This window comes from Sinorhizobium sp. NG07B (assembly GCF_002532005.1).
GTDB classification, from domain to species: domain Bacteria; phylum Pseudomonadota; class Alphaproteobacteria; order Rhizobiales; family Rhizobiaceae; genus Sinorhizobium; species Sinorhizobium fredii_C.
The window spans coordinates 51,685-68,098 of record NZ_NWTD01000004.1 but is presented as its reverse complement, the minus strand read 5'-3'; the positions used below and the strand labels follow the sequence as shown (position 1 = coordinate 68,098).

At 64.2% G+C, this 16,414-nt stretch carries 16 protein-coding genes; 7 read left to right on the top strand and 9 right to left on the bottom strand.

Annotated elements, in window-relative coordinates; all coding sequences use genetic code 11:
• Positions 1-96: 96 nt before the first annotated feature.
• The 3 genes from hisG to hisS are packed head-to-tail and all read right to left on the bottom strand — an operon-like array spanning position 97 to position 3,445.
• Positions 97-792 carry an ATP phosphoribosyltransferase gene (hisG, locus tag CO664_RS14990; protein WP_037413250.1) on the bottom strand — a complete coding sequence of 232 codons (696 nt, stop codon included), beginning with the start codon at positions 790-792 and terminating at the stop codon, positions 97-99.
• Positions 789-1,931: an ATP phosphoribosyltransferase regulatory subunit gene (locus CO664_RS14985; RefSeq protein WP_097539240.1), complete on the bottom strand. Its 1,143-nt coding sequence runs from the start codon at positions 1,929-1,931 to the stop codon at positions 789-791. Before CO664_RS14985 ends, hisG begins: the two co-directional genes overlap by 4 nt.
• The gene (gene hisS / locus CO664_RS14980; RefSeq protein WP_176536599.1) at positions 1,931-3,445 is read right to left on the bottom strand and encodes a histidine--tRNA ligase; all 1,515 of its coding nucleotides are present in this window, start codon (positions 3,443-3,445) and stop codon (positions 1,931-1,933) included. The genes CO664_RS14985 and hisS overlap by 1 nt, the downstream gene beginning before the upstream one ends.
• Before the next feature lie 243 nt (positions 3,446-3,688).
• Here hisS and CO664_RS14975 point away from each other — a divergent pair, with 243 nt between their 5' ends.
• Together CO664_RS14975 and CO664_RS14970 are read left to right on the top strand one after the other, a co-directional pair.
• Positions 3,689-4,114, top strand: a complete 426-nt coding sequence (locus CO664_RS14975; RefSeq protein ID WP_037413248.1) for a hypothetical protein — start codon at positions 3,689-3,691, stop codon at positions 4,112-4,114.
• A gap of 534 nt (positions 4,115-4,648) precedes the next feature.
• Positions 4,649-5,017, top strand: coding sequence for a DUF305 domain-containing protein (locus CO664_RS14970; RefSeq protein WP_037413246.1), 369 nt, complete (start codon positions 4,649-4,651; stop codon positions 5,015-5,017).
• A 37-nt stretch (positions 5,018-5,054) separates the two neighbouring features.
• On the opposite strand, the gene CO664_RS14965 is transcribed toward CO664_RS14970, so the two are convergent.
• On the bottom strand, positions 5,055-5,702 hold the full coding sequence (locus CO664_RS14965) for a DNA-3-methyladenine glycosylase I (RefSeq protein WP_037413245.1): 648 nt from the start codon (positions 5,700-5,702) through the stop codon (positions 5,055-5,057).
• Positions 5,703-5,922: 220 nt separating this feature from the next.
• On the opposite strand from CO664_RS14965, the gene CO664_RS14960 reads away from it, so the two are divergent.
• Both CO664_RS14960 and CO664_RS14955 read left to right on the top strand, forming a co-directional pair.
• Positions 5,923-6,669, top strand: coding sequence for a L,D-transpeptidase (locus CO664_RS14960; protein ID WP_097539238.1), 747 nt, complete (start codon positions 5,923-5,925; stop codon positions 6,667-6,669).
• A 193-nt stretch (positions 6,670-6,862) separates the two neighbouring features.
• Positions 6,863-7,558, top strand: a complete 696-nt coding sequence (locus CO664_RS14955; protein WP_097526344.1) for a L,D-transpeptidase — start codon at positions 6,863-6,865, stop codon at positions 7,556-7,558.
• 62 nt (positions 7,559-7,620) lie between these two features.
• Here the strand turns inward: CO664_RS14955 and glcF are convergent, their stop codons facing one another.
• Genes glcF through CO664_RS14935 form a run of 4 tightly spaced genes read right to left on the bottom strand, consistent with a single transcriptional unit; the run spans position 7,621 to position 12,044 of the window.
• Positions 7,621-8,913: a glycolate oxidase subunit GlcF gene (gene glcF, locus CO664_RS14950; RefSeq protein WP_097539237.1), complete on the bottom strand. Its 1,293-nt coding sequence runs from the start codon at positions 8,911-8,913 to the stop codon at positions 7,621-7,623.
• Between the two features lie 56 nt (positions 8,914-8,969).
• Positions 8,970-9,350: a membrane protein gene (locus CO664_RS14945; RefSeq protein ID WP_037413239.1), complete on the bottom strand. Its 381-nt coding sequence runs from the start codon at positions 9,348-9,350 to the stop codon at positions 8,970-8,972.
• Between the two features lie 46 nt (positions 9,351-9,396).
• Positions 9,397-10,608, bottom strand: coding sequence for a glycolate oxidase subunit GlcE (glcE, locus tag CO664_RS14940; RefSeq protein ID WP_097526346.1), 1,212 nt, complete (start codon positions 10,606-10,608; stop codon positions 9,397-9,399).
• The gene (locus CO664_RS14935) at positions 10,605-12,044 is read right to left on the bottom strand and encodes an FAD-linked oxidase C-terminal domain-containing protein (RefSeq protein WP_097526347.1); all 1,440 of its coding nucleotides are present in this window, start codon (positions 12,042-12,044) and stop codon (positions 10,605-10,607) included. The genes glcE and CO664_RS14935 overlap by 4 nt, the downstream gene beginning before the upstream one ends.
• A 234-nt stretch (positions 12,045-12,278) precedes the next feature.
• On the opposite strand from CO664_RS14935, the gene CO664_RS14930 reads away from it, so the two are divergent.
• Positions 12,279-13,175: a LysR family transcriptional regulator gene (locus tag CO664_RS14930; protein WP_097539236.1), complete on the top strand. Its 897-nt coding sequence runs from the start codon at positions 12,279-12,281 to the stop codon at positions 13,173-13,175.
• A gap of 16 nt (positions 13,176-13,191) precedes the next feature.
• On the opposite strand, the gene CO664_RS14925 is transcribed toward CO664_RS14930, so the two are convergent.
• Complete coding sequence (locus CO664_RS14925) at positions 13,192-14,466, bottom strand: DUF3422 family protein (RefSeq protein ID WP_037413235.1); 1,275 nt, start codon at positions 14,464-14,466, stop codon at positions 13,192-13,194.
• Between the two features lie 195 nt (positions 14,467-14,661).
• Between CO664_RS14925 and CO664_RS14920 the strand changes: the two genes are divergently transcribed.
• Together CO664_RS14920 and CO664_RS14915 are read left to right on the top strand one after the other, a co-directional pair.
• The gene (locus CO664_RS14920) at positions 14,662-15,453 is read left to right on the top strand and encodes a FadR/GntR family transcriptional regulator (RefSeq protein ID WP_097539235.1); all 792 of its coding nucleotides are present in this window, start codon (positions 14,662-14,664) and stop codon (positions 15,451-15,453) included.
• A 267-nt stretch (positions 15,454-15,720) separates the two neighbouring features.
• Entirely contained in the window at positions 15,721-16,227 is a 507-nt protein-coding gene (locus CO664_RS14915; protein WP_037378995.1) for an NUDIX hydrolase, read from the top strand.
• Positions 16,228-16,414 lie beyond the last annotated feature (187 nt).

Sequence of the window (16,414 nt, the reverse complement as noted above, 5' to 3'; positions counted from 1 at the left end):
GTGGGATGGAAAGTTAAGGTGGTCTGCCACCCCTAGATAGGTCGCTCTGGTTGCATTTGTCAGACCCCGGTCGAAAATTCCGACCGTGCGGTGGCTTCAGAGGACCGAACGCACGGATGAAATGATCCGATCGATGACGGGATTGCCTTCATGGGAAGCCTTGCGAGCCCGCACGAGGCAGGCTTCGGAACGCAGGATCACCCCGTCCGAGAGGATCTTCAGGTGGTTGGCCTTCAAGGTGGATCCGGTCGAGGTGATGTCGACGATGATGTCGGCCGAGCCGGAAGCGGGCGCACCTTCGGTGGCGCCCAGGCTTTCGACGATGCGATAGAGCTGGATGCCGTGGCTGCCAGAGAAGAACTGCTGGGTGAGCCGCCAGTATTTGGTGGCGATCGCGAGCCGGCGGCCGTGGCGGGCACGAAAGTCGGCGGCCACATCGCCGAGGTCGGCCATGGTATCGACGTCGTACCAGACTTCCGGCACCGCGACGACGACATCGGCCTGGCCGAATCCGAGCCGGGCGACGAATTCGACGCGTGCATCGGCGTCGGCGATGCCTTCGCGCACCAGGTCCTCGCCGGTAACGCCGAAGTCGACCGCGCCGCTGCCGACCTCGCGGGAGATCTCGGAGGCCGACAGGAAGGCGACCTCGACGTCATCCGAACCCTCGACGCGGCCGCGATAGGAGCGGTCGTTGCCGACGGCGACGATCCTCATCCCGGCGCGCTCGAAGATGGCCGAGGCGTCGTCCTTCATCCGGCCCTTGGACGGCAGCGCAATGGTTATCGTCATTTCGCGCCCCCTGCGGCAGCGATTGCCCGTTCGATCCGGTCGAGCCAGAGAGAAAAGCCAACGGCCGGAATGTGCTCGCGGGCGCCAAGCAGCGTCAGCAAGCGATCGAAGCGCCCGCCGCCGGCGAGAACCGCCGGTGCTCCCTCGGCCTCGATCTCGAAGACAAGGCCGGTATAGTAGTCGAGCGGGCGGCCGAAGGCGGCACGATAGCGGATCAGACCGAGATCGGCGCCCGCCTTTGCGACGGCAGCGACGCGGGCGTCGAACAGCGACAGCGCGCCGTCGATCTTCAATCTCGATTTCTTCGCGAAAGCGTGCAGCGCCGCCGGAGCTTCGGCAAGCGGCAGGTCGAAGGCGAGGAACTCGCGCATGACGGCGAGTGCTGCCTTGTCGAGCCGCGTGGCCGCAAGCTCCATCTTCTCCTTCAGGCGGCGGGCGATGTCGCGCGGCGAACGGCTGGCATTGGTGGAATAGCCGGTCGCCTCCATCGTCTCGGCGAGATGGGCGACGAGCCTTTCCTGGTCGTCGAGGATTCCCATGATGGCGAGCCGCTCGACTTCGGGGCCGAAGACGCCCGCGGATTTGGGATCGGCAAGCTCACCCAGGAGCTTCTGCAATAGTTTCTGATCGCCGAAGGCGTGGATCAGCCGCTTCTGCCAGCCCCCCGGCAGTCCGCAGGCGGCAATCACCGCCTCGAAGACCGATTGGTCGCCGAGCGTCACCTTCAGCCGCCGATCCGGCAGCCGGTTGGCAAGCACCAGCATAGCGTCGCCGATCGCCCGCGCATCGGCGCCGGCCGTGTCGGCATCGCCGAGATCCTCGATGCCCGCCTGGTAGAACTCGCTCGAGCCTTCGCGGCGCTGCCGGAACACCTCGCCGAGATAGGCGTAGCGCTGCGGCGTGCCGGTCGCCGTCTCGATATGGCGGAGGCAGACGGGAATGGTGAATTCGGGGCGCAGGCAGAGGCTCTCGCCGGTCTCGCTTTCGGTCATGAAGATGCGCCGGCGCAGATCCTCACCAGCCATGTCGAGAAAGGGCTCGGCCGGCTGGATGACCGGCGTGTCGACGCGCAACGTCTTCAGCCGCTCGAAATCGGCAAGCAGCTCGCCGGCAAAGGCGGGAAGGTTGATCAGCGGCATCAGCCTGCCCTTTTCCGGTCCTCGGCCTGCTCTGCGAGAATTTCGCGAACCTTTGCGACGAGCTCACTCTCCGGGACGGAGACCTGGGCGACACGCGCCTCGCGCCAGGCGGCATTGTCCTCGATCTCGCCGGAGAGCCGCTTGCCCTCGATCAGGTCCTTGATCTGAACGACGCCCGAAGCGCGCTCGTCGCCGCCCTGGATGATGGCGATCGGCGAACCGCGCCGGTCGGCATATTTGAGCTGGTCGCCGAAGTTCTTCTTGTTGCCCTGGTACATCTCGGCGCGGATGCCGGCATGGCGCAATTGCTGCACGAAGCGCTGGTAGCTGCCCATGCTGTCGAGGTCGCGGTCCATGACGCAGACGACGACCGGCGCGACCACCTCCTCGACCCCGAGCTTGCCGAGATTCTTCAGCGCCGTCATCAGCCGCGACACGCCGATCGAGAAGCCCGTTGCCGGCACCGGCTGGCCCATGAAGCGCGAGACGAGACCGTCATAGCGGCCGCCGCCGCCGACCGAGCCGAAGACGACCTTCTCGCCCTTCTCGTTAGTGACGGCAAACTGCAGTTCGGCCTCGAAGACCGGGCCGGTATAATATTCGAGGCCGCGCACGACCGAGGGGTCGATCTTGATGCGATCCGCGTCATGGCCGGCGCTGAGCACGAGGCTGCGGATCGTGTTCAGCTCCTGGACGCCCTCCGCACCGCGCGCGGTGCCGGCGACGAGCTCGGCGAGTTCATCGGCGCTCTTCGCATAGTCGCTGATACCGACGAAGAAGAGGATCTTGCGGATCTGCTCTTCGTCGAGCCCGGCACCCTTGGTGAAGTCGCCGCTCTCGTCCTTGCGCCCCGCGCCCAGAAGCAGGCGCACGCCGTCCGGGCCGAACTTGTCGAGCTTATCGATGGCACGCAAAACCGTCAGCCGCGCATTCGCCTTGTCATCGCCGCCGAGCCCTATCGCCTCGAGCACGCCGTCCAGAACCTTGCGGTTGTTGACGCGGATCACGTAATCGCCGCGCGCAATTCCGAGCGCCTCCATCGTGTCGGCCATCATCATGCACATCTCGGCATCGGCCTGGACGCCGGCGGCGCCGACAGTATCGGCATCGAACTGCATGAACTGGCGGAAACGGCCCGGGCCCGGCTTCTCGTTGCGGAACACGTAGCCGGCGCGATAGGTGCGGTAGGGAAGCTGTATCTCGTTGAAGTTCTCCGCCACGTGCCGGGCAAGCGGCGCCGTCAGGTCATAGCGCAGGCTCATCCATTGCTCGTCGTCGTCCGTCAGCGAGAACACGCCTTCGTTCGGGCGGTCGCTGTCGGGAAGAAACTTGCCGAGCGCATCGGTATATTCGAACAGCGGCGTTTCGACCGGATCGAAACCATAGCGCTCGTAGACTTCGCGGATCTTCGCGATCATCTCGTCGACGGCGCGGATATCCGCCGCCGAACGGTCGACGAAGCCGCGCGGCAGGCGCGCCTTGAGCTTCTGCGGTTTCTTCGGTTTGTCGTTCATGGAAGGCATTCCGGGCTGTAAAGCTTGGTCGGTGCCTTCCCTACCGGATCACGTCAAGGGCGGCAAGGGTAGCGACCGACAAAGGGGCGACGGGCCGGCAGCCGGGAGGGCGGCGGAACAAGGCCGCGCGCAAAAGCGTTCCGTTTCGAATTACGATCACTGCGTCGTGATTGTAAAATTCTCTCTGCACCCTTATAAGTTAGGCCGATCGAAACAAGGGCTTCAAACGGAGACTTTCGCAAAATGCTGACTGTCATGACGCCCGGCGCGGCAGCGATAAAACCGCTCAATCCGGAAACCCACGGAGCCTGGACCCGCGTGCTCGCGAAGGCAGGCTATATGATCGACCCGTGGCGTTGTGACGTGGACAGCGGCGCCTTTGTGGTCGGCCTGCAGACCCTTTCGCTTCTTGGCCTGAGGCAGAACCCCTGCGGCATCATCGATCTGGTGCGGGCCTACGACCCGAAAGACCGGGCAACGATCCTCAGCATTCTGGAAAAGGCGACCGCGACGTCCTCGTCCTTCTGCTTTTCTGCGATGGTCCGCCGTCCGGGCGGAAGCTCACGTCAGCTTTGCTGCATCGGAAACTCGACGATCGGCGAGGCTGCGGGAGGTTCCCTGCAAGGCGTCTTCGCGGTTCCCCGCAACGGAGCGGCGTTGCCGGCCTGACGCGAGGTGGTCGCGGCTCGGCGATTTCCTCTTGCCCCCTTCATATTCGACGCCCAGTAATCTATCTTGCCGGCATGCTGCGTTGGCTCGCCCTCATTCTCCTGCTTCTATCCGCTCCGCTCGGCGGAGCCCTTCCCGCGATCGCCCAGGCGCGCGACCTGGGCGCGATGGCGGACAGCGCACATCATCACCCGACCTCCAATATGGTGAACCACGCCTCCACTGGTCGTGACGGTCATTGCGTCCAACGGAGCCATTGTCCGAGCCCGGCGAAAGCAGACCACCCGGCGCTCTGCTCCGCCTGCGTCGCGATCCATGCGGCGCCGCCCGGGTTCATGCGATCCGCGACGTCTTCGACGCGGCTTTCGCCGCAGCGACAAGCGCCGCTGCTCGACCAGGCCGTCAAGCCCCTGTCCCCACCGCCCAAATGCAGCCTTTCCATTTAGCGCCGGCGCCTCCGAGGGACGCGACGACGTTCCCTCGCGCGGCCCGCAAGATCTCCTGAATTCCCATTAGGATGGAAAGGTACACACCATGTCCCTGAAAAGGACCCTCGCCGCGTGGACGGTCGCCGTATTGGTCGGCATGCCGGTATACGCCCAGGAAAACCATCAAGGCATGCACCAGGACGCGACGGCTGCCGACATGGCACCGTCGAGCAAGGCCTTCGCTGAAGCGAACGCCAGAATGCACAAGGATATGGACATCGCCTTCACCGGCAATGCCGACGTCGATTTCGTGCGCAGCATGATCGTTCACCACCAGGGCGCGATCGACATGGCAAGAGTCGAGCTCGAGCACGGCAAGGACGAGGCGATCCGCAAGCTGGCGGAAGACATCATCAAGGCCCAGGAGGCCGAGATCACAATGATGAAGGAATGGCTCGCCGGGCACGGCGGCTAGCGAAGCCGGCCCTCCCCGCCTCCAAAACCGGGGAGGGTCACTCCGGTCGGCTATGCAGCGGCCTGGCGAATTGCCGCCGCATCTCGTCCACTTGCGCGCGGCAGAAGCAGCCTTCGAGGTGGTCGTTGACGAGGCCCATGGCCTGCATGAAGGCATAGACGGTCGTCGGGCCGACGAAGGTCCAGCCGCGCTTCTTCAGATCCTTCGATATCCGGACGGAGGTCGGTGTGGTCGGATTGGCGATCAGCGTCGCGTAGTCGACAACCTTCGGGCGCTCGCTTCCATCCGGCTCGTGCGCCCAGAAATAGGCGGCAAGCGAGCCGAATTCCGCCCGCAATTCCTTTGCGCGGCGCGCATTGTTGATGGTCGAGACGATCTTGCCCCGGTGTCGCACGATGCCGGGGTCGCCGAGGCAGCGCGCGATGTCCGCCTCGCCGAATTCGGCAACCATGTCAAAGTCGAAGCATGCGAATGCCGAGCGGAAGGCATCGCGCTTCCTGAGGATCGTCAGCCAGGAAAGGCCCGACTGGAAGCCCTCCAGGCAAATCTTCTCGAATAGCCGGCGATCGTCGGTCACCGGGCGGCCCCATTCCTCGTCGTGGTAGCGGCGGTAGTCGTCGAGATTGCCGTGCCAGGCGCAACGCTGCAACCCGTCATCGCCGATAATCAAACCCTTCGCCGACATCACCGCTCTCCCGCCTTGTTTCTCTTTTGTTCCATTTACCATTTGCAAACCAGATTCATAAAGCCGGGAATAACCCTACCCAAAGCTTTATCCACATCGCAGCATTTTATCGAAGCCATGTTTACCCTTCGGTGGCGGAGGAGTGCGAGCATCGCGCCATTGCAAGTGCAGCCGCTGCGCTGCCCATGATTTTTTCGGCGTTAGGTAGCGAGTCCGTCCGATGATGAAGAAGTTCCTTTTGCTTGCCACGTGCCTTGTCTGCACCCTCCCCGCCGGCGCCGGCGCTTGGGACCGATATCAGAACCGGCCGCCGGTCGTCGTCAGCCCGGATCTCACTGCCCCCTGGGTGATGCAACTGACCGGCGAAGGGGTGCGCCCGGCCGTCTATCGGCCGCAGGCCCCGGCCGCCACCCGAAAACAGGTGGAGCGTCGCCAGATGAAGCGCCGGCTGGAAACGGCGGCCGTGCAGCCTGCCGCGGTGCGCCCGCAAAGGCCGGCGAAGGCGCAGCTCGATCCGCAATTCCTGCCGCAGATGGTGGCTTACGAGACGAGCGAGAAGCCGGGCACGATCGTCATCGACACGAACACCCGCTTCCTCTATCTCATCACCGGCGACAGCCAGGCGCGTCGCTACGGCGTCGGCGTCGGAAAACCGGGCTTCGAATGGGCCGGTGAGCACAGGATCACCCGCAAAGCCGAATGGCCGAACTGGACGCCGCCTCAGGAAATGATCGCCCGCGAGGCGGCCAAGGGTCACTATCTGCCCGCCCGCATGGACGGCGGACCCCAGAACCCGCTCGGCGCCCGCGCCATGTATCTCGGCTCGACGCTCTATCGCATCCATGGCACCAATGCCCCCTGGACGATCGGCTACGGCGTCTCCTCCGGCTGCATCCGCATGCGCAACGAAGATGTCGTTGACCTTTACGAGCGCGTCAAAGTCGGCACCAAGGTTATCGTCATCTAGCGGCACTCCGCCAAGTAGAATACATTCCCTTTAAAACTGGCTTTTTTCTTGCCGGATCGTGTTCAAAGAGCAACAGCCGTTCCCTACGATACAAGTTCCGGCCCGCGCCTTGTTCTACAGGATGTATCACGGGCTTGCACTTGGGGTTATTTTGCATAGCTTGCCCGCAACGAGGGTTCAGAGGGAATCATAAATGAGACTTCATGCCACCCGGCTGGCCGCGCTCACCGTCGCGGCCGCTGCTTTTCTCATTGCCACAAATACCTCCGCGTTCACTCCGGCCGACATTGCCGGTGCAAAGGTGAAGCGCTCCGATGTCGTGCTGGCAGCCCAGCCGAAGAAGCCGCCGCAGAGATATTGGCGCACCAAGGTACGGTTCCGCACCAACGAGGCGCCCGGCACGGTGATCGTCGACACCAACAACAAGTATCTCTACTACATCGACGGCCCGAACCGCGCGACGCGCTACGGCATCGGCGTCGGCCGTGAGGGCTTCGGCTGGTCCGGCATCGTCAAGGTGGGCCGCAAGGCCGAGTGGCCGGCCTGGACGCCGCCGGCGGAAATGCGCGTGCGCGAAGCGGCCAAGGGGCGCATCCTGCCGATGACGCAGGAAGGCGGCATCGACAATCCGCTCGGCGCCCGCGCGCTCTACCTCTACAAGGGCGGCCGCGACACGATCTTCCGCATCCACGGCACGAACCAGCCCTGGACCATCGGCCAGAACATGTCGTCCGGCTGCATCCGGATGATGAACGAGGACGTCGAGCACCTCTACGATCGCGCCCCGATCGGCACCAAGGTCATCGTCATCGGCCCGGGCAACAAGGCAGGCGATGTCAGCTTCGACGACCGCGGCGTCGACATTTTCCGCCAGATTTTTGGCGGTTGATACGTCGGGAAATTTGCACCTCTCTTCGCGTTTAACCCGAGGAGAGGGGCAACCGCCACCGCTCACAGCCCCGACGGCTTCGAACCCCCATAGGCCCAGTCGAGCAGCTCGACCGTATGCACGATCGGGATATTCGTGCCGCTGGCGATCTGGGTGATGCAGCCGATATTGCCGGTGGCGATGACGTTCGGCTTGGTCGCCTCGATGTTTCTCACCTTGCGAGCCTTGAGCCTTGCCGATATTTCCGGCTGCAGGATGTTGTAGGTGCCGGCCGAGCCGCAACAGAGGTGGCCTTCCGCCGGGTCGCGAACCGCATAGCCCGCCCGCTTCAGGAGCCGCTTCGGTGCCGCGGTGATTTTCTGGCCATGCTGCATCGAGCAGGCGGAGTGATAGGCGACAGTCAGGCCACGCGTGCCCTGTTCCGGCAGGTCCAGCTCCGCCAGATATTCGGTTATGTCCTTTGCAAGGGCAGACACCTTGGCCGCCTTGTCGGCATAGGCAGCGTCCAGCCGCAGCATGTGGCCGTAGTCCTTGATCGTCGTGCCGCAGCCGGATGCGGTTATGACGATGGCGTCGAGACCGTCCTCCTCGGCAGCCTTCAGCCAGACATCGACGTTGCGCCGGGCGGCGGCGAGCGCCTGCTCCTCCCGCCCCATGTGGTTCACGAGCGCGCCGCAACAGCCCTCACCCGCGGCAACGACGACCTCCACCCCCTGGGTCGTGAGCAGACGGATCGTTGCTTCGTTGATCCCGGGCCTCAGCACGGGCTGGGCACAGCCGGCGAGCAGGGCAACGCGGCCGCGCGGCGTGCCCTTGGCCGCGTAAACGGCAGGCCTCACCCCGTCTGCGGCCGGCACCGCACGCGGTGCGAGATCGAGCATGACGCCGAAGGTCTTGAGCCAGGGAACCCGCTTCAACAGCCCCGCAAAGGGGCGTGCGAGCCCCGCCGCCCTGAGCGCGAGCCGGAAGCGCGAAGAATAGGGCAAGGTCGCAGCAATGACGGCACGAGCGAAGCGATCCTTGAACGGTCGTCTGTAGGTCTTCTCGATGTGGATCCGGGCATGATCGACGAGATGCATGTAGTCGACGCCCGACGGACAGGTGGTCATGCAGGAAAGGCAGGAGAGACAACGGTCGATATGGGTGACGGTTTCGGTATCGGCCGCTCGCCCGTTTTCCAGCATGTCCTTGATGAGATAGATCCGTCCGCGCGGACTGTCGAGTTCGTCGCCGAGCAGCACATAGGTCGGACAGGTGGCGGTGCAGAAGCCGCAATGGACGCATTTGCGCAGGATCTTTTCCGATTCGGCGACATGCGGGTCGGCGAGTTGCTCTGGCGAAAAATTTGTCTGCAACCGGATACTCCACTCTCAATTCTCAAACGGCAGTTCCTGAACGGAGCCGCCACGCCTTAGATGAGCCAGCTTTCGGGATCGGTGATCGGCTCCTCGCGGGCGGCTTTCTGAAGCCCTATGACACAGCGCACGACGATCCAGACCGCCGTCGCGACGAAGCCGAGCACGCCGATGAGCAATACGGACAGAAGTGCCGAAACGACGGCGAACAGCAGGGCGATCCAGAAGGTGCGGATCGCCCAGATGTAGTGCGTTCTCGCCCAGTCTTCGGCCTTGTCCCGATTAAGGTAGGCGAGCACGATGCCGACGAGCGGAGTGATGCCGATGGCGAAGCCGACCAGATAAAGCAGGTAGATGATCTGGATGTTGACCTTGCCCGGCTCCAACCAGCGGTCGGTGTCGCGGGAAAGCGGCGTCTGCGGACCCGGATCACTCATCGAATTCTCCTCTCGCCTGCAGCGAATTGCAACAGCCCGCCTGCGATCAGGCGACAGCCGCCAGCCGTCCCGGATTGAAGATCCGCGCCGGATCGAACGATGCGCGCACGCGTTCTGCAAGTTGGGCCACCGCGGGAGCCTGCGGCTCGAAGGCGGGTATCCGGGCGCGAGCTTCGCCGTCGGCTCGGACGAGCGTCGCATGGCCCCCGCCTAGCGCGTGCACGTAGCGGCGCACGAGTTCGGCCTCGGCTTCCGCCTCCATGCGCAGCCAGACTAGGCCGCCCTGCCAATCGTAGAATGCATCGACGCCTGTTTGGAGACGCAGCGCGGCAACGAGCTGGTGCCCCACCGATGGGGCGACCGAGACACGCCACAGCGGTCTGGCCGTGCCGCCGGCATAGGGCTTCACGTCGCGGATCTCTGCCCAAAGTGCCTTCGTCTGCCCGGCGTCGAGCTTCGAGGCCGAGCCGAAGCGCGACAGCGCCGCGACGAGCTTCTCGGCTCGCATCTCCACAGACGCCGCCAGACCTTCGAGCCTTAGGACGGTAGCCGCTCCCTCCGGCAGTGCACCATCGATAAAGCGGCCCCGCACGCTTTCGGGCAGATGCGCCGCGCCCGACACCTCCACCGGCTGTGCCATCGCCTCGGCCATGACGGCGGCTGCCTCCGCATCGTTGAGACCCTCGACGACGACGGTTGCGGCCGCCGGCGGCACCGGCAGTACCTTGAAGGTGACCTCCGTCAGAATTCCGAGCGTTCCGTAGGAGCCCGTCATCAGCTTGACGAGATCGAGCCCGGTGACGTTCTTCATCACGCGGCCGCCGGCCTTGATTAGTTCGCCGCGGCCGTTGACGAAACGCACGCCCAGCAGGCTGTCGCGGGCAGCCCCGGCGACATAGCGGCGGGGACCGGAGACGTTGGCGGCGAAGGTGCCGCCGATCGTCGGCTCGCCCGTCGTTCCGAGAATGCCGCGATGGTCCATTGGTTCGAAAGACAGCATCTGGCCCTTGGCTGCGAGCGCCGCCTCCACTTCGGCAAGCGGCGTCCCGGCGAGCGCGCTCATGGTCATCTCCGCCGGATTGTAAGTGACGATACCGGAGAGACGCCGCGTCGAAAGCGTCCGGTCGGCACGGACAGGATTGCCGAGCCCGGATCGCGTGCCGCCGCCGACAATGGCAAGCGTGACGCGCTCGGCCGCTGCGGAGCGCACCACGGAGGCGATCCCCTCTTCGCTTGCCGGTTCGAAATGGACGATCATGCCTGAGGCCGTCCTTCGAGCGGAAATACCTTCGAGGGATTGAGGAGCCATTGCGGATCGAAGGCGGCGCGCACCGCCATCTGCTGATCGAGATCGGCCTTGTTGTACTGATGGCGCATCAGGTCGCGCTTTTCGATCCCCACCCCATGCTCGCCCGTCAGGCAGCCACCCGCGTCGACGCAGAGCTTCAGGATGTCGTTGCCGGCCGCCTCGGCGCGGGCCGCATCCGCCGGATCATTGATGTTGTAGAGGATCAGCGGATGCATGTTGCCGTCGCCGGCATGGAAGACATTGGCGACACGCAGCCCGTAGCTGGCGACGATCTCGCCGGTCCTGCGCAACACATGCGACAGCTGGCTCAGCGGAACCGTGCCGTCCATACAGATATAGTCGGCGACCCGGCCGGTGGCACCGAAGGCGGATTTTCGGCCCTTCCAGATCAGCGCCGCCTCGAGCGCCGACTGCGATTCCTTGATCGTCACGACACCGTGACGCCGGGCGATCTCGATGATGCCCTGGAGCATCGCCTCCATCTCCGCCTCGGACCCCTCGACCTCGACGATCAGCAGCGCCTCGACGTCGAGCGGATAGCCGGCATGGGCGAAAGCCTCGCAGATCTCGATCGCCGGCTTGTCCATGAACTCGATCGCGACCGGAATGATACCCGACCCGATGATGTCGGCGACGCAGGAGCCGGCCGCCTCCGACGCGGAGAAGCCGAAGAGCACGGGCCGCGCACCCTCGGGCTTGGCGATCAACCGGACCGTCGCCTCGGTGACGATGCCGAGCTGGCCCTCGGAGCCGCAGACAAGGCCGAGCAGATCATAACCTGGCGCGTCGAGCGCCTTGCCGCCGAGGTCGATCACCGTGCCGTCGAAGAGCACCATCTTGACGCCGAGCAGGTTATTGGTGGTCACGCCATATTTCAGGCAATGGGCGCCGCCGGAATTCATGCCGATATTGCCGCCGATGGTGCAGGCGAGCTGCGAGCTCGGATCGGGCGCATAGAAGAAGCCGTCGGCACCCACCGCCTCGGAAATGTTGAGGTTGGTGACGCCCGCCTGCACCGTCGCCGTGCGGTTGAACAGGTCGACATCGAGAATGCGCGACATCTTCGACAGACCGACGACGATGGCGTCCTCCTGCGGGATGGCGCCGCCGGAAAGCGAGGTGCCGGCACCGCGCGGCACGACCGGAATGCCATAGCGGCTGCAATATTTGAGGACGGCGGCGACCTGCTCCGTCGTCTCCGGCAGGACGACGGCCAGCGGCAGGCGGCGATAGGCAAGAAACGCATCCGTCTCGAAGGGTTTCAGGCCACGCTCGTCGCTGATCAGGCAGCCGTCGGGCAACAGGTCGGCGAGGTCGGCGATGATCTCGCCGCGGCGATCGAGGACGGCCTGCCTGGGCTTCAGGAACCCGATCGTTTCCGGCATGAACTCCTCCAGCCAACGCGCAACAAAGTGGTAAATTTTCTTTACCACCAAAGTGGAGGCTGGGAAAGCACGGTCGCTTCTCGTCGCTCCCGTGTCCCAACCTCTTAGAATCGATCACGTTTGTGCTCTGAATCTTAGAGCATCTTGTCCAGTTTGTGAAAGCGGAATGCACTATGACCGGCATTTGGCAACTGCTAATCATCTTTTCGTTCTTGGAGAAAACGGCCGGAATTCATGACGAATCTTGGGGATCTCGAAGTCTTCGCGCGGGTGGTTTCAACCGGCAGCATGTCGGCGGCCGCCCGCGCGCTCGGCCTCTCCGCGGCGGTGATCTCCAAGCGCGTCAAGCGGCTCGAGGAGAGGCTCGGCACGCGCCTCTTGCAGCGCACGACGCGACAGGTCTCACTGACCGAAGCAGGACAGGGCTTCTATGACCGCGTCCTCGGTGTCCTCGCCGGGATCGAGGAGGCGGAAGCCTATGCTTCGGGGCGCTCGTCGCAGGCTCAGGGAACTTTGCGCATCACGGCGCCCACTTCGTTCGGACGCATGCATATCGCGCCGCACCTGACCGGGTTCATGAAGGACCATCCCGACCTCAAGCTCCATATCGTGCTCAGCGACGAGTTCAGCGACATCGTCGCCGACGGCTTCGACCTCGCTATCCGGATCGGTGAACTCACCGATTCGAGCCTCGTCGCCCGCAAGCTCGCACCGGTCCGGCGGCTGCTCTGCGCGGCCCCGGACTACATCGCTCGGCACGGCGCACCCAAGGAGATCGGCGATCTCGCCGAGCACATCTGCCTGCCGGCCCATAACAATGAGAGCTGGAAGCTGGAGGGCCCGGGCGGTTCCCTCGCCTACCGTCCGGAAGGGCCGCTTGTCACCAATTCGTCGGAGATCATCCGTGCCGCAGTGATCGCCGGAGCGGGGATTGCGCTCCGCTCCACCTGGGACGTCAGCGCGGAGTTGCGCGACGGGCGCCTGGTGCAGGTGCTGCCGGAATGGGAAGGGTCGCAAAGGCTGACGCTGTCGGCCGTCTATCCGAGCCGCCAGTTTCTGCCCGCCAAGGTTCGGCTCTTCGTCGACTTCCTCGCCGCCCTCTATGGCCCCGTTCCCTACTGGGAGCAGTAAATCCGACAGGGCGCCGTCACTTGTGCGCACTCTCCTCGTGATGGCGGCGGATCCGGCGGACGATCAACCAGACGCCGAGAACCGCGAAGGGCACCGCAAGGCCCGTCAGCACGCCCGGATCGACCGGGATCGCGTGGCTAACGGCCTTGGCGAGGTAGCCGAACAGCCCGACGACGTAATAGGAGATCGCAGCGACGGAGAGGCCTTCGACGGTCTGCTGGAGGCGCAGCTGCAATTTCGCCCGCCGGTCCATCGAATTGAGCAGCGCGCTGTTCTGCCGTTCGAGTTCGACATCGATCCAGCTTCTGAGCAACGCCGTCGCACGGGCGAGCTTGCGCGACAGGTTCGCCTGACGCTCCTCGACCGACTGGCAGGTGCGCATCGCTGGCGCCAGCCGGCGCTCGAGGAAGGTGCCTATCGTCTCGTAGCCGGGCACCGGCATTTCGGAGAGCGTCCGGATGCGTTCCTGAACAATGCCGTAATAGGCGCGGCTCGCGCCAAAGCGATAGAGGCTGAGCGCTGCGCCGGCTTCGAGGTCGGCGGCAAGCCGGGTGATTTCCGCCAGCATTTCGTCCGCTTCCTCACGGACATTCTCCTTCATCCGTTGGGTGACGGCGGTCAGGCCATCCTCGGTCCGGCGGATTTCCGGCGACAGCGATTGCGCCAGCGGCAGCCCGAGCATGGCCAGCGTGCGGTAGGTCTCAATGTCGAGCAGGCGCTGGATGAGGGCCCCCGTGCCCGCCTCCGTCAAACCCCGGTCGAGGATGAGGATCTGGGTGAGCCCGTCGCCGTTCTGCCGGAAGTCGGTGAGCAGCACCGCCTGACCGTTCTTTGTCTCGCTGTAACAGAGGCTCGTCGGGTCGAAGGCCTGGATCGCCTCGCGGGCTTCCGGCGTATCCGGTCGGATCTCCAGCCGGATGCCGGAAATCAGCAGGCCCGGCGGAGAGAAGCCGTCGCCGAAAGGATGGATCGCCACCTCGCCGCCGAAGCGCTCCGGCGCCGGCGCGTCCCAGAAATAAGTCGAGAACTCGGTGTGGCGCTCCCAGCGCAATGTCCCCTGCCCCCAGGGCATGGCGTGGTGGTTTGCATCGCGGCCGGGCGGCGCGATGCCGCGAGAGCGCGACAGTTCCGAGAGCACGGCGTGATCGACGACGGAGCCGCCTTCGGTGATGAAGGCCAGCTGAAAGATGACGCGTGGCGTCGTCACCAGCGCATAGGGTCGAGAATGAACTTCGCCGAGCACCTGGGCGCGCAAGGCCGCCGCTGGAAATCCAAAACTTGCCTTCGCCATGAAGCGCTTCATCCCCCTCACGCGTTCATCACCTTTTACTTATCAACCGGGGGAGCAAAAAGAACAGGACGCATTGACGCAGTTTGACTTTTATCAGCCGCGGCCGAGCGAGTTGACAATCGATTTGACCACTCGATGGGTCCTGCTAGATTGCCGCGCCAGGCGGGAGAGCATTCCGTCTCCGGGAGATTTGCGGTGACCGAAGACCAGAGCGAGCTCTATGCGCGTATCAGCCACAGCCGAACCGCGGACGAGGTCGTCCAGCAGATCGAGCTTCTGATCCTGGAAGGCGTGCTGCGCGACGGGGACCGGCTGCCGGGCGAGCGGGAGCTCGCAAAAAGGCTCGACGTGTCTCGGCCGATCCTGCGCGAGGCGCTCAAGGAGCTGGAAGGCCGCGGATTGCTCGAGAGCCGCCACGGAGGCGGAACCTTCGTCGCCGATGTCGTCGGCCAGATCTTCTCGAAACCGCTGATCGAGCTCATCGGCCGTCACCACAAGGCGACGCAGGATTACCTCGAATACCGGCGCGAGCTCGAGGGCCTGACGGCGGAACTCGCCGCGACGCGCGCCACGGATTTCGACCGGGACCTTCTCACCCGCATCATCGAGCGGATGCGCGCGGCGCATGCGAGCGGCAATTTCGACGACGAGCTCGAAGCCGATGTCGAGCTGCACAACGCCATCGGCGAAAGCGCCCACAACATCATCCTGCTACACACGCTGAGGGCCTGCTACCGGCTCCTGACCCAGGGCATCTTCTTCCATCGCAGCTCGGTCTTTAACGCACCGGGCGCGCGCGACCGGCTGCTTGCCCAGCACGAGGCGATCTATGCCGCCATCATGGCGCACGACCCCGAGGCGGCCAAGGTGGCCGCGCAAAGCCATATCGACTTCGTCGCCGCCGCCGCCCGCGATGCGGAGCGCAGCGGCGAGTGGGCCCGCATCGCGCGACTGCGCCTCAAGCAGCGCGACCGCACCGGTTCCTAAAGCGGGAACGTCACCGGGCAGGTATTGCTTATCGCTAGGCACGCGTCGCGAAGTTCCTGAACCGATTTTAAATTGAATGCGACCGAGACTGTCGCCTTCTGGCAGGCGACGCACCCAATGACTATATGTATCCACAACGCTGCCCCGCTCACGGAACCGCAACGCTTCTTATCAGTTATTGATCCGCTGACGTCATTTACACGCAATGCTGGGGCGCCATAATTTGAATGGCTATTTGAACGTGATTCGACAGGAGTATTGAGCCCCTTGACCCTCTTGCACCGGCTGGCATCTGATGTGCACTTGATGCTGCGTCGACCGGCGCGCATGCAATATGCCGCGCTGTGCTACCGCATTCGCAAAAAAACGAAGTCCCCGGAAATTCTCCTGCTCACCAGCCGCGACACGGGCCGTTGGGTCATTCCCAAGGGATGGCCGATGCAGGGAAAGTGGGCGCACGAAGTCGCCGAACGCGAGGCCTATGAAGAGGCTGGCGTGAAAGGGAAGGTGCAGAAGGCCGCCATCGGCTCCTATGTCTACAAGAAGCGCATGGATCATGGCTTGAAGATTCCTTGCAAGGTCCAGGTCCACGCCCTCGAAGTCGACAGTCTCTGCAAGAATTTTCCCGAGAAGGGCGAGCGGAAGCTCGAATGGGTCGATTGCGAGGAGGCGGCCAGGCGCGTCGCCGAACCTTCGCTGAAGGAACTGATCCTTGGCTTCGGCAAGCGGATGGCCGCCGCCCACCCCCCGGAGCCTGCGGCATCCGAGGTCTAAAGCGCGTCTTCAAACGTGTTCGAGCGACGCACTTTAGGTCGCTGATCTTTGCAGTCGTCATCCAAGATCCGGACTCTTTTGGGCAACATGTATTTGGCGGCAGCCCCGGCGCCGCGTGGCGCGCCCTTCTCGTCGCCGCCCTTCCAAACATCGCTTGAATATGCCACCGCGCACCGCTACTGGCGAA

What these genes read in the sequence shown, in the direction of transcription:
- hisG (WP_037413250.1), bottom strand. Translation starts at nt 792, where the DNA reads ATGACGATAACCATTGCGCTGCCGTCCAAGGGCCGGATGAAGGACGAC.
- CO664_RS14985 (WP_097539240.1), bottom strand. Translation starts at nt 1,931, where the DNA reads ATGCCGCTGATCAACCTTCCCGCCTTTGCCGGCGAGCTGCTTGCCGAT.
- hisS (WP_176536599.1), bottom strand. Translation starts at nt 3,445, where the DNA reads ATGAACGACAAACCGAAGAAACCGCAGAAGCTCAAGGCGCGCCTGCCG.
- CO664_RS14975 (WP_037413248.1), top strand. Translation starts at nt 3,689, where the DNA reads ATGCTGACTGTCATGACGCCCGGCGCGGCAGCGATAAAACCGCTCAAT.
- CO664_RS14970 (WP_037413246.1), top strand. Translation starts at nt 4,649, where the DNA reads ATGTCCCTGAAAAGGACCCTCGCCGCGTGGACGGTCGCCGTATTGGTC.
- CO664_RS14965 (WP_037413245.1), bottom strand. Translation starts at nt 5,702, where the DNA reads ATGTCGGCGAAGGGTTTGATTATCGGCGATGACGGGTTGCAGCGTTGC.
- CO664_RS14960 (WP_097539238.1), top strand. Translation starts at nt 5,923, where the DNA reads ATGATGAAGAAGTTCCTTTTGCTTGCCACGTGCCTTGTCTGCACCCTC.
- CO664_RS14955 (WP_097526344.1), top strand. Translation starts at nt 6,863, where the DNA reads ATGAGACTTCATGCCACCCGGCTGGCCGCGCTCACCGTCGCGGCCGCT.
- CO664_RS14945 (WP_037413239.1), bottom strand. Translation starts at nt 9,350, where the DNA reads ATGAGTGATCCGGGTCCGCAGACGCCGCTTTCCCGCGACACCGACCGC.
- glcE (WP_097526346.1), bottom strand. Translation starts at nt 10,608, where the DNA reads ATGATCGTCCATTTCGAACCGGCAAGCGAAGAGGGGATCGCCTCCGTG.
- CO664_RS14935 (WP_097526347.1), bottom strand. Translation starts at nt 12,044, where the DNA reads ATGCCGGAAACGATCGGGTTCCTGAAGCCCAGGCAGGCCGTCCTCGAT.
- CO664_RS14930 (WP_097539236.1), top strand. Translation starts at nt 12,279, where the DNA reads ATGACGAATCTTGGGGATCTCGAAGTCTTCGCGCGGGTGGTTTCAACC.
- CO664_RS14925 (WP_037413235.1), bottom strand. Translation starts at nt 14,466, where the DNA reads ATGGCGAAGGCAAGTTTTGGATTTCCAGCGGCGGCCTTGCGCGCCCAG.